This is a genomic window from Rheinheimera sp. SA_1, assembly GCF_001669775.1.
Taxonomy (GTDB): Bacteria; Pseudomonadota; Gammaproteobacteria; order Enterobacterales; family Alteromonadaceae; genus Pararheinheimera.
The window spans coordinates 65,878-78,987 of the sequence record NZ_LXWK01000015.1; the positions used below are offsets into that span (position 1 = coordinate 65,878).

The 13,110-nt window shown below is 48.2% G+C and carries 10 protein-coding genes; all 10 read right to left on the reverse strand.

Annotated features, from left to right (window positions below; all coding sequences use genetic code 11):
• Nucleotides 1-14 precede the first annotated feature (14 nt).
• Nucleotides 15-2,162: a DUF1302 domain-containing protein gene (locus tag A5320_RS07655; RefSeq protein WP_068063224.1), complete on the reverse strand. Its 2,148-nt coding sequence runs from the start codon at nt 2,160-2,162 to the stop codon at nt 15-17.
• 317 nt (nt 2,163-2,479) lie between these two features.
• Complete coding sequence (locus tag A5320_RS07660) at nt 2,480-2,704, reverse strand: DUF2835 family protein (RefSeq protein ID WP_068063226.1); 225 nt, start codon at nt 2,702-2,704, stop codon at nt 2,480-2,482.
• Nucleotides 2,704-5,307 carry an aminopeptidase N gene (pepN, locus tag A5320_RS07665; protein ID WP_068063227.1) on the reverse strand — a complete coding sequence of 868 codons (2,604 nt, stop codon included), beginning with the start codon at nt 5,305-5,307 and terminating at the stop codon, nt 2,704-2,706. Before pepN ends, A5320_RS07660 begins: the two co-directional genes overlap by 1 nt.
• A 285-nt stretch (nt 5,308-5,592) precedes the next feature.
• Nucleotides 5,593-7,098 (reverse strand): Na+/H+ antiporter NhaC, encoded by a 1,506-nt coding sequence (gene nhaC, locus A5320_RS07670; RefSeq protein ID WP_068063228.1) that lies wholly within the window; start codon nt 7,096-7,098, stop codon nt 5,593-5,595.
• A gap of 44 nt (nt 7,099-7,142) precedes the next feature.
• Entirely contained in the window at nt 7,143-8,522 is a 1,380-nt protein-coding gene (locus A5320_RS07675; protein WP_068063230.1) for a sodium-dependent transporter, read from the reverse strand.
• Between the two features lie 173 nt (nt 8,523-8,695).
• Complete coding sequence (gene prc, locus A5320_RS07680; protein ID WP_068063232.1) at nt 8,696-10,720, reverse strand: carboxy terminal-processing peptidase; 2,025 nt, start codon at nt 10,718-10,720, stop codon at nt 8,696-8,698.
• A 16-nt stretch (nt 10,721-10,736) separates the two neighbouring features.
• Complete coding sequence (gene proQ / locus A5320_RS07685) at nt 10,737-11,471, reverse strand: RNA chaperone ProQ (protein WP_068063234.1); 735 nt, start codon at nt 11,469-11,471, stop codon at nt 10,737-10,739.
• A gap of 3 nt (nt 11,472-11,474) precedes the next feature.
• Nucleotides 11,475-11,837, reverse strand: coding sequence for a hypothetical protein (locus tag A5320_RS07690; protein WP_068063236.1), 363 nt, complete (start codon nt 11,835-11,837; stop codon nt 11,475-11,477).
• Complete coding sequence (locus A5320_RS07695) at nt 11,834-12,307, reverse strand: GAF domain-containing protein (RefSeq protein WP_068063240.1); 474 nt, start codon at nt 12,305-12,307, stop codon at nt 11,834-11,836. The genes A5320_RS07690 and A5320_RS07695 overlap by 4 nt, the downstream gene beginning before the upstream one ends.
• An 82-nt stretch (nt 12,308-12,389) precedes the next feature.
• Nucleotides 12,390-13,058 (reverse strand): SIMPL domain-containing protein, encoded by a 669-nt coding sequence (locus tag A5320_RS07700; protein WP_068063242.1) that lies wholly within the window; start codon nt 13,056-13,058, stop codon nt 12,390-12,392.
• Between the last annotated feature and the right edge of the window lie 52 nt (nt 13,059-13,110).

The window sequence follows — 13,110 nt, forward strand, 5'->3', positions numbered from 1 at the left end:
GACTATCTCGTCCCTTATAATGAGTATTTGATGTTAAAAGACACAAAATCACGGTCTTCAGTGTTGTTGGTGGTGCCGACGCCATCAAAGAAAGCGTTGTACGAAACTTCCGCCGACCACTGGTTCAGATAATCAAAAGCTAAGCTATAGCTGACTGATTTTTTGTCTTCTGAGAACATAAACAATGGATCCGGTGTAATACCGTTCACGTCATGCGAAAACACCAGCCGTTGCGTCAGGTTGACACCCGCCATAATGTTGTTGTAGTTCGCAATGGCAACTAAACGATAGCCCCAGGCTGAAGCCGTTGGGAACGGATTGGTTTCAGCACCATCAGACAAGCCTGTGTGCAGACCTGTTTTTAAAACTAATGGACCGCCGACACCGTTGGTACCATACAGCGGATAACCACTGCGATCGGTGTTTGGACCATTTAATCGCAGGACATCTTCGGACGGCATATCTTTGATCTTAATACCGCCAATTTCAGCCAATAAGGTGAAGTTGTCAGTATTAAGCACAGGTCCGAACAAGTGAGTGATAGTCACCTGAGCCTGCGTGGTATCAGCCAGGATATAACCCTGAGCAAATTGACCAGGCTGGACTTTTTTGCCATCAAAGCGACCGATTTGTGAAATACCTGCTAAATCAGGGCGGATACCGGCGATAGCCAACTGTTCTGGCATACCAGCGTATAGAATTTCAACGTCATCAATTTGCAGCGGTTCATCCTGACGATACGCCAGTTCACCAGCAACTGAAGTGCCTTCCAACGTGGTATTAAAGCTGAAGCCATACAGTTTGATATCTTCAGGGTATTCAATTAAACCCTTGGACATCGCTTTTAAGCTTGAGACGTTTTCTTTGGTAATTTTACCGGCGTTCGCAGCCAGGAAACCCAGGTCAGCCTGAATAGCTGCAGTGCGGAAATCTGAAGCGATACCAGAAATTACCGGGGTACGGCTGTGGTAATTCATGTAGTACAGAGCAAATTCAGTGTCATTCAGTTCTGGCGAGAAATACTCAAATTTCAAACCATACTGGCCACCATCTTCCGGCTCAATCTCACCGGCATCACCGTAAGGACGTAATGTCACTTTGGTTGGATAAGCCAGATAAGCTTGCGACAACAGACCGAGCTGCGTTTGAGCTGCTTGTTTCTGCGCAGCAGTTGCATTTGGATTGGCCAAAATGGCACTGACCGCGGCAACTCCGGTGCCAACACCGTTTAATCCGGCTAACAAGGTGGATAAGTCAATATCCGGGTTACCAGCAAAACCTAACTGAATGTTTTGCGCATAACCGCCTTTACCGGCGAAGTCATTGGTGGAGAAATATGAACCTGGTACAGGTAAGTAGCTGTTTTGCCACTCGTACTGGTAAAAGACTTCAGCAGAAAGCTGTTCGGTAATCCCTAAAGACGCCGAAAACATCCCAACCGGAATATAAGCTTCTTTTAAATCAGCACCCGGCAGGCGGGCAATACCAACGTCAATCGGCGTAATGTTGATACCATGCTGGATTAGGGTACTTTCACCCCAGCTTAATACCTGATTACCCAACCGCATTGATAACGGGTTCGCACCGTCATTTAATGAGAAATTGGCGAAAACATAGGCATCCAGTAATCGGATATCACGGCAGGCTAAATCACGGGCTTCATCATCGGCACAGGCATCAACATGATTACCAGATACCGGGTTGGTGTAAGCCCCTTTGTCGTCCATCAGCGCCGAGTCATAAAAATACATGAAACGGGTAAACAGACCATAATCACCCTTAGTGATTGATAATTCGTGAGTTCCTTTAAATAACTCGGAGAATTTGTCGCCTTTATCGTAGTTCAGGTTACCAGCGTCACCATTTGATGAGTAGCCACCTGGATTCTTCCAGATTTCAGACGGTGGATAAATGTTATTGGTCGCGGCGTTGTAGCCAGTCCAGTTAAATCTTGGATGATTAACTTTACTGATGGTGTCCCAATTCCGATCTTCGGTGCGGTAGCTGGCACCATAAGAAAAGCTTGAGTCGAATACAACTTCAACGTCGTCGCCAATAGTAAAACTGGCCGCTTGGATTGATGTTGCAGACAAGGCTAACAGCGCAGACGCGACGCTCAATGCTAAAGGATTTTTAGCAAAGGCAAATGGCCTTTTGTTCATCTTGTGATCTCCCCCCCTGTCCCTGCAGGTATATTTTGTTTTTGTAATGAATGAGTGATTTCAACTGCTCTGATCTCTACCCACTTAGATAAAATAATTACATCATTTTCTAATGGGCGCAAGGCTTGGTTTGTCGTAAATCTGTTGATTTGGCTTTAGTTTTTTTTGTAATTGTAGTGTTCGGCCTCATTCCTGCCGCAGTTAAGTTTAACTGCATTTCAGAAACTGCCAAATTTATTACCTAACTCAATGAAAATTATAGGCAAATAACCTGAAAATACAGCAGTCGTTTTAATCTACCGTTTAAAGTAGTTACTCTAATTTATTTTTTTTAGAGCGACAAACTTGCCATGTTGGGTGGTGGTCAGTTCAAAGCGGCCAGATAGGCCGTTATGCGTGATAAAAGCACGAAAATTCTCGGCGCGCAGCTGCACTCTTTCGCCGGATTCGGCCTGCACCAGCACGTATTGAATGATGCCCTGATAATAACCAAGGCATTGTTCGGGTGACAACTCCAGTCGGAATCGATAAATACGCTGCATTAGCTCAGACTTCTGGCAACTTTTTCAAATAAGTCATTGCTGAGGCCTGGTTGGTCGCGTAACTGCCCTAATTGCTGTTGGATCAGATGCTGGCGGGCTTCGTCATAACGTTTCCATGACAATAGCGGCGTCACCAGCCTGGCTGCCAGTTGTGGATTGCTGTGATCGATTTTCCCGACGATGCTTGCCAGCAACTGATAACCACGACCATCAGCACGATGAAACTGCTGCGGATTGTAATGGCTAAAAGCACTGAATACCGCACGCACGCGGTTTGGATTATTCCAGCTAAATTGCGGATAATTGACAATATTTTCAATAATTTCAAAAACTTTTGTCGTAGGTAGGCTGACCTGTAAACTGGCCCATTTATCAAAAATTAACGGATCCCGGCCGTCTTTTTCCAATAAATCCAGCAACAACGGCTGTGCTAATTCAAGTCCGGCTTGCACAGCGGCTGTTAAGGTGGCCTGACGATCCGTCATATTATCTGCCTGCAGATAATGCTGCTGTAACAGCGCTGTGACAACAGCATTTTCTGGCACTGAACCAGCAGTCGAAATGGATTGTGCCAGATAGCCCAAACACAGGCTCTGCAATTTACGAATGCCAACCTGTGTTGATTGATATTGATAAGGCTGGCGTGGCAAGCGCTGATAACAGCGGCTTAATTCAGCCGTCAGCGCTTTGGCAATTTGCTGCCGGAAGCTCTGCAGTGTATTGAGGATGCCGTCCACTGGGATCTGTGGATACTGTTCAGCCAAGGTATCAAAACCAGGTAACGCCAGTAGTTCGGCAGTAAATTCCAAATCTTCCAGCGGCTGGTCCAGCAATTGGCGGAACATCGACAGTAAACTTGCCGGTATCATCACAGGGTCAGCGGCGTCGACTGACTGACGTACCATATCAGACCAAATCTGTTGCATTGCATCCCAACGCGCCACACCATCGCTGGCATTGGCAGCAATAAACAATAAATCATCGAGGCTTATTTGTTGCACCAGCTTCACCGGCGCCGAAAAATCGGCCAGCACGACCGCTCGCACATTCGCTGGTACCTGCTCAAACACAAAACTCTGGCGCTCTTCAGTCAACACCAACAAATGCTGTTTCCGGTAATTCAGATCAGCGCTGATTAATTCCAGCCGCACCGGCAGCACCAAAGGCAATTTTGGACTGCCATCGGCGGTAGCATCGGTCTGCTGCTGTAACGTCAGCGTGAAGCTTGCCAGCGCATCATCCTGCGTGGTGGTCACACTTAGCTCTGGAGTCCCTGCCTGCTGATACCAGCGACGGAACTGACTGAGATCAAACTGATTGGCATCTTGCATCGCCTGCACAAAGTCATCACAGGTGACCGCTTTGCCGTCAAAGCGCTGGAAATACAAATCCATGCCACGGCGAAAACCGGCCTGCCCTAGCAAAGTGTGCTGCATCCGGATCACTTCGGCGCCTTTGTCGTAGACAGTTACGGTATAAAAGTTATTCATCTCCAGCACTTGTTCCGGCCGGATCGGGTGCGCCATCGGGCCGGCATCTTCGGCAAATTGCGCAGTACGGATGGTTTTAATCGCATCAATCCGGCACAAGGTTGGTGAACCCATCGCGGCGCTGAATTGCTGATCCCGGAACACCGTTAGCCCTTCTTTCAGACTTAGCTGAAACCAATCGCGGCAGGTCACACGATTGCCGGTCCAGTTGTGGAAGTACTCGTGGCCGATAATACTTTCGATATTAAAATAATCAACATCGGTGGCGGTTTGTGGATTGGCCAGCACGTATTTGCTATTAAAGACATTCAGGCCTTTATTCTCCATCGCGCCCATATTGAAGAAATCAACCGCGACCACCATATAAATATCTAAATCGTACTCCAGGCCAAACTCCTGTTCATCCCATAACATGGCGCGTTTTAACGACTCCAGCGCAAACACCGCCCGCTGCCGGTTGCCCTTATCGACATAAAATTTCAGCGCCACTTCACGGCCACTGCCCGTGGTGTAACTATCGGCAAGCTCATCAAAATCGCCTGCCACCAGCGCAAATAAGTAACAAGGTTTCGGAAATGGGTCCTGCCAGCTGACTCGTCTTTGGCCGTTTTCCAGGAGAGTGTCCGCAATCAGATTACCGTTGGACAGCAAGTGCGGATAACTTTTAGCGTCGGCAACAATGTGCGTGGTAAACACCGCCAGTACATCCGGCCTGTCTTGATAATAAGTGATGCGGCGAAAGCCTTCGGCTTCACACTGGGTGCAATAGGCGCCGCCAGACAGATACAAACCTTCAAGCGCGGTATTTTCGGCCGGATTTAACTGCGTGACAATTTTAAGCTCAAATTCGTCCGGCAGCTGAGCCAGAATAAGCTGCTCATCGGTCTGCTGATAGTCGGTCAGCGGCACATTATTCAGCCAGATACCCAGCAACTCAAAACCATGGCCATCTAACTGCAACGGTAATTGATGGGCGCCCTGGCGGCTGATTTTGCTAATCGCGGTGACCTGCGTCGCGGCTGGATCCAACACAAATTCCAACTCGATACTGTGCGTGAGAAAGGAAGGTGCCTGATAATCGGCTAAACGTTTGATTTGACGCGACTGGCTCATAACGACTCCATCAGAAAATACCGACAAAATGCCCGGTTCTGCGAACAGTGGACACTATCATGTAAAAGGCTGCCCTGACTTGAAGTCGGTACAGCCTTGCTTCGCTTGCAGAAACTAGTCACTTAGCTGAAAATTTTGCAGCGAAGTGAACTATACCCAAAATCATTGAAGATTCGGGTAGGCGACAAGCTCGTGAGACCCCAGGAGCGTAGTTGTCCTATGTGACTGGGGTGAGCGAGCGAAGGCAACAACCCCGCATCTTCAAGGATGACGGGTATAAATGACTTAAGACTTTAACGCAACATCCGGAACGGGTTCAACCACGGGTGCCAGCGGGTTAAACACAGCTGGCGGCGGGGTCAATTTCAGAATTTTAATCCCGCAATAAGCGTAAATAATCGCCAGCACCGGGTTAATCAGGTTAAAGAAGGCATAAAAAATATAATCCAGCGGGTTGACGTTTAACACACCGTGCATATAAGCACCGCAGGTATTCCACGGCACTAACGGACTGGTAATAGTACCGCCATCCTCGAGCGTACGGGATAAATTCACCGGTGCCAGGCCGCGACGTGCATATTCTTCTTTGAACATCCGACCCGGCATTACTATTGCCATATATTGATCGGCAGTCAGAATATTGGTGGCGATACAGGTCACGATGGTACTGGTGATCAAAGAGCCGGTACTATGCGCCCGTGCCAGAATAATTTGTACAAAGCGCTTCAGTAAACCGGTGTGTTCCAGCACAGAGCCAAACACCATGGCCGACATCACCAACCACACTGTATTCATCATTTTCGCCATGCCACCACCGGACAATAATTTATCCAGTTCGGCATTACCGGTTTCGATGACAAAACCACTGTGTAAGGTGGTCCAGACGACTTTTAAGGTGCCTAAAAACGCTGGCAGGCTTTGATCTGTCATGCGAGCGATCAGATCCGGCTGGAATATCACAGCCCACACGCCACCCAGTAATGCGCCGATAGCGACCGTTGGAAAAGCCGGTACTTTTTTCACGGCCATCACCATCAGCACCAACATCGGCAATAAGTGATACCAATGAATATCAAACTGTTTTTCCAGCTCGGCACTTAATTGCACAATTTTTTCAGCATCAGCTTCACCGGAATGATTAAAGCCCATCAGCGCGAAAATCAGGATCGCCAGAAATAAACTCGGAACAGTGGTCCAGGTCATGTGACGAATATGTTCAAACAATTCAGCACCTGCCATCGCCGGCGCCAGATTGGTGGTATCCGACAGCGGCGAAATTTTATCGCCAAAATAAGCGCCGGAAATAATAGCACCAGCGGTCACCACCGGCGACAACCCCAAACCCATCGCCACGCCAATCAAGGCGACCCCGATGGTGGCGGCCGTGGTCCAGGAACTGCCGATACTCAGCGCTACAACGGCACATAAAATACAGGCCGCGGCATAAAACCATGAAGGATTGAGCACTTGCAGGCCGAAGTAAATTAATGACGGCACAGTACCGGACAACAGCCAGGTGCCGATCAAGGCCCCTACGGCAAACAGAATTAAAATAGCGCCGAGCGACAGCGAAATGCCATGCACCATCGCTTGTTCCAGCGCCGACCACTGATGGCCATTTTTCAGACCGACAATCAGCGCGACACCAGCAGCAACAAACAAGGCAATTTGATTCGGCCCATAGGAGGAATCACTGCCATACAGATAAACGGACAGCCCCAGTAACATTATGAGCATCACAAGGGGGATTAAGGCATCCAGCAGGCTGGGTTGTTTAACATTCAGGGTCATTTTCGTTACTCAGCGCCCGATTTTTTCGGGCTTTATAGTTATGGTCAGAGTACGCCGACAAGATTCAGAAACACCAGTCCAATAGCAACAGGTGTGAACCAGCGGATACAGAAACGCCAGATAGTATAAGCAAGTGGCGAAGTATTCAACTCTTGTTCGGTGGCATGTTGTTTCATCACCCAACCGGCAAAAAGCGCAATCGCCAAACCGCCCAGCGGCAACATAATATCTGCGGCCAGATGATCAAGGATTTCAAACAGATTGTGCACTTCTTTGCCCATGAAATTAAAGTGCCACTGCGTCCAGCTGGCTTTACTAAAGGAAAATACCGTCAGTAAACTCATCAGCCATAACACTGATCCCGCCAAAATGGCGGCTTTAATCCTGGTAAAACCACGTGATTCAATCAGCCAGGCCACCACAGACTCAATCATCGCAATGGTCGAGGTAAAAGCGGCAAACACCAGCATCAAAAAGAACAAAGTGCCAATCACCGCCCCACCCGGCATGCTGCCAAAGGCAATTGGCAAGGTGACAAAAATCAACCCAGGCCCCTGCCCGGCATCCAATCCCTGGCCAAATACAATCGGATAAATCACCATCCCGGCAATCAACGCCACTGAGGTATCAGCCAGCGCAATCCAAATGGAGGTTTTGACGATAGAAACATTATTCGGCAAATAAGCGCCATAAATCATCATCACACCGGATGCCAGACTTAAAGTGAAAAACGCATGTCCGAGTGCAATCAACACACCATTAACGGTCAGTTTGGAAAAGTCCGGATAAAACATGTAATTCAGGGCTTTGAGGAACTCCCCGGTGAACCCGGCGTACACCGCCATCAAAATCAATAACACATATAAAGCTGGCATCATCAGCTTCAAACTACGCTCCAGCCCCTGTTTTAAGCCACGAGCAACCACTGCACAAGTCAACACAATGACCACGGTGGTCCATAACAGCAAGCTCTGACTATCTGCCGAAAATTCGCCAAACATCTGACCAAGTTCGGCCGCCGATTTACCGGAAAAGCTGTTTTGTAGTGCTTTTGGTACATAAGCAAAAGCCCAACCCGCAATCACTGAATAAAATGACAAGATTAAAAAGCCAGCCAGCAAGCCGACCCAGCCGGTAACCTGCCAGTAACGATGGGCATTGGCCTCTAACACCAGCGTCCGCGCCGTTAATCCTGGGCTTTGCCGGCCACGTTTGCCCATCATCACTTCCGCCATCAACACCGGAATGCCAATCAGCAAAATGCATAGCAAATAAACCAGCACAAATGCGCCACCGCCGTTTTGTCCCATGATGTATGGAAACTTCCAGATATTACCAAGACCAACGGCGGCGCCGGTTGCCGCGATAATGAAGGTGAAACGGCTAGACCATTGGCCATGCATGGATTGACGCTGTTGTTGCATCTAAAAAAACCTTAATTTGCTTGCTGAATAACACTGGCCATTTGATTTAAAACTGTAATGCACATCCCCAAATGGGGCGGCATTTGTTCGTTTAAATCCTGGATATTCAATAAAAACAAAGGACTGAAGTCAGTCCTTTGTCGGGTGTGTGGCGAATGCCGGTATTGCTGGGGTTATTTCTTCGCCAGCCGGTTGCTCATGATTAGATCAGAAGTGATTAATGCAGCTTCTTCCAGGAACGGATCTAATTTTTCCAGGGTTTCCGGTGCATCTTCAACTTTTTTCACTGCAGGCAATTTCAGTCTGGCTAATCGTTCATTGGTACGGACTAACTCTTTTGCCGCCAATTCATCTTTTTTCGCCAATCGCTCTTTTTCATTCAGCGAAATGGTTTTAACGTCTTTTTCGCGCTTGTAGTCGGCAATATCCTGCATCAGGAAATTAAACTCTGGCTCAGCGGCAATCCGTTTCTGGTGCTTTTCTGCAAGCAATGGCAGCGTCACTTTCAGATCTGGCGTACTGGCGTAAGCTGCAGCAGGAATTGAGTCCCAGGGTAAAGCGTTTTTCTCTTTGCTTTCGCCCCATTCTGCCGGGTCGATTGGCGATGGGAAAATAATGTCAGGGATCACGCCTTTGTGCTGCGTGCTGCCACCATTGATGCGGTAGAACTTGGCGATGGTGTACTGCACACTGCCCAGTTCACCATCAAAGGTATCATAAATCCGGCCCAGACCTCGGTGCTGCTGCACTGTGCCTTTACCGAAGGTATTTTCGCCGATAATTACCGCACGGCCGTAGTCCTGCAGCGCAGCCGCAAAAATTTCTGAAGCCGATGCACTGTAGCGATCAACCATCACCGTCAACGGGCCTTCGTAAAACACACTGGCGTCGGTATCATCGTTTTGCATGATCCTGCCATTGCCTTCGCGAATTTGTACTACCGGGCCTTTATCGATAAACAAACCGGTCAGCGTGATGGCTTCCGGCAATGAACCACCGCCGTTGCCACGTAAGTCGACAATAATGCCGTCCACTTTTTTCTCTTTCAGCGCCGCCAGTTCTTTTTTCACATCTTCGGTCAGATTGTTGTAGAAACTCGGAATATTAATCACACCAATATTCTTGCCGTTTTCATGCAACAACGACTTGAACACCTCACCTTTAGCGGCGCGGTCTTCTAAGCGGATTTTGTCCCGCACAATTTCAATTTGTTGTGGTGCGGTGCCGGCGATATCGCTGGCAGCCATCACCTGTAACCGGACTTTAGAACCTTTAGGGCCTTTAATCAGATCAACAACGTCATCTAAACGCCAACCGACGATATCGACAAACTCTTCGCTCCCCTGCGCTACACCGACAATTTTGTCTTTAGGCTTGAGTTTCTTCGTCATATCAGCCGGACCACCCGGTACCAGGCTGGCGATCACTGTGTAATCGTCATCCAGCTGCAGTACCGCACCAATTCCTTCCAGGCTCAGGTTCATTTCCTGCTGGAATCGGTCAGCATTACGAGGTGATAAATACGAAGTATGAGCTTCAATGCTGCGCGCATAAGAGTTCAGCACAAGCTGAAATACATCTTCGCTTTCGGTCTGTGCTAAGCGCTTTTTGGCGCTTTTGTAGCGTTTTAACAGCAGCTCTTTAATTTCTTCCGGCTTTTTGCCGGTCAATTTTAAATTGAGTGCGTCAAACTTAACCCGTTGCCGCCATAATTCGTTCAGCTGCGCCAGGTCGGTTGCCCAAGGCGCGTCTTCACGTTCATATTCGTAACTGTCAGGCTTAGTGAAATCAAAGGGCTGTTCCAGCAGGGAAATAGCGTAGTCAAATCGTTCAGCGCGACGTTGCAAACTCAAATTAAACATTTGAAAAGCAAAGTCAAACTGACCTTTTTGGATGGCATCATCAAACTGAAATTTGTATTGGGCAAAAGCATCAATGTCGCTTTTAAGCATCACATTGTGGTAATAGTCCAGACTATCCAGATAGCGTTCAAACACCTTTGCCGAAAGTTCATCATCTATTTTCACCTGCAAATAATGGCCACGGGTGAAGATAGCGGCGACACGTTTACTGGCGGTAAAATGCTGATCTAATTGTGCCAATTTTGGCATTGTCACCACGTCTGTGGTCACGGAGGCAAGCGCTGAGCTGCCCATCACAATCAAAAGTGCTGCGGCTATACCGGATAATTTTTTCATCTGAGACTCTGTGTTGTTAAGCCTGATACAAACTGCCGCTATGCGTTTTGACCACCATACCAGAGGCTAACTGCACCACGACATCCTGTTTAACTACTTCGACTATAGTGGCTGGCATTGGGTTCTGGCCCAATTTAATTAAAACTTTCGCACCAACGACTAAATCAACCGTCGTGACTGCCTGTAATGCTTTTTCAGCAACAACCGGAGTTGCAGATTTGGCAGGACGATTCTCTTTCAGAGTAGAACTTTTCGCTGGTTTAGCGGCAGTTCTTGGGGCATTTTTTTTGTAAGCAGGTTTGTCTGTTTTAGCAACATCTGTTGAAGCAGGCTGTGATGCATCAGCCTGAGCTTTCAACTGTTGCTGACGGGCTTTGTGTTCCAGCGCTTTGGCTTTACGCACTTCAGCTGCTTTGGCTTTGCTTTCGACCAGAGTTTTTGCAGCGTGTTCGGCTTGTTGTTCATCAACAAGGTCACCTGCGACACCTTCCAAATCAATCCGGGCAACCCCGGCCTTGACCGCATCCAGATAACGCCAGCTGGAGGTATAAACCCGCAGCGCCTGACGCAACTGCGTTTTGCTGAATAACGGGTTGTCTTTCAGGCGTTCAACTAAATCCTGGAAAATACCTATTTTCAGTGGTTTGGCTTCGCCGCTCTGGCTGAAACAAAGGGGAAACTGCTCTGTTAACAGGGCAACAATTTCTTTGACGTTGTGCGGTTTAACTTGTGGTTCGACTTGGCTAGTCATGCATCAATACTCTTCATCTTCTTCGTCGTTTTCTTCATCGGTATCGCTGTCGTCATGGTCTTGATTGTCGTCAGCATCGTCTTCGTCTTCATCCGCGTTGGACAGCGTTTTACGCATATGGGCTTGCGCCCAGTCGATCAATTCATATTCATCGGCATCCAGAATAATGGTGCTGCCGCGAAGTTGATCCCAGATTTCGTTGAGCACCCGGTCAATTAAATCGACACTGGTGTCATCCGGAATTTTTTCCCAAACCGCATGGTATATAGCATTGATCCGGTCTGCAACTAACTCTTCTTCGCCTTCCCAGTCTCCGACATCGGCGATGGACAACAAATAGTCCTGGATCGAAACCAAATCTTTCATAAAGTCTGATCCAAACGGCGCTCAAAAACAGTGACTAATTCAGCGAGGCCTTGTTGATCAGACAGATCAAATCGGGCAAGCGACGGGCTGTCGATATCCAGAACGGCGATAATTTCGCCCAGATGGCGCACCGGCAACACGATTTCGGAATTACTGGCGGCATCACAGGCAATATGGCCAGGGAATTCATGTACGTCTGTTACTAGCTGAATGTCTCCCGTGGCGACCGCAGTACCACAAACACCCTTGCCAACCGGGATCCGGACACAAGCAGGTTTGCCCTGAAACGGGCCTAACACTAATTCGCCCTGGCGTAAAATATAAAAGCCTGACCAATTCAGATCAGGCATTTCATTAAATAACAGCGCACTGAGGTTTGCCATATTGGCAATCATATCCGGCTCATCAGCAATTAAGGCTTCAGCCTGGGCTACTAACGTGCGGTAAAAGTCTAATTTTTCAGCAAGCATTGGTCTTTAACATATGGTCGCAACAATGCGCCATACCATACTTGGTTTGGCTGGAAATTTAAACCTTTGCCGCTAACATTTCTCAGGGTTTAGCCAGTTCGAACTGGATTGTCAGGTCAGCCCGGACATTGTTGCTGCCAAATTGCACAGAATCTGCTTCCATCATGGCCATTTTCAGGCGCGGTGCCGGTGAACTACCCTGCTCCTGGATCTGGTGTACTCTGGCGATTTTACGACCACTTAACTTTGCCAGTGCTTTGGCTTTCTCTTCTGCATCGGCATAAGCAAGCTGTAAAGCCTGCTGATACAAACCTTCGGCTTTTGAGGATAATAATTCGGCCGGTTGTAGCTGAGTCACGCCCAGCACCGCTGCTTGCTCCAGAATTTCCGGATATTGACTGAGGTTACGCACTGTCACTGTCACTTCCCGTTCCACTTTAAACAATTCAGTGGTGGTTTTTTCGGCTTGATACTCTGGGTAAATTCGCAGTGGCGCATTGTTGATATCGGTGTTTTTGATGCCCAGCTTTTGCAGCATGGCGGTAATTTGTGTCACTTTGTTATCAACATCGGTTTTAGCCTGACTGACTGCCGTCTGGCGACTGCCGATGGTCATGGTTAATCTGGCAAAATCAGGTGGGGTTGGCACCGCACCTGAGCCTTGGACAGTGATCAGCGCCATTTCAGGCTCAGCGATAGCAGATAATGGCAACAGCGTCAGGCCAACCAGCAGTGGTAATATTTTTTTCATCGAGATCTCCATCATTTAAACAAGCAGAACAGCCACAACACTTTGACTGTTA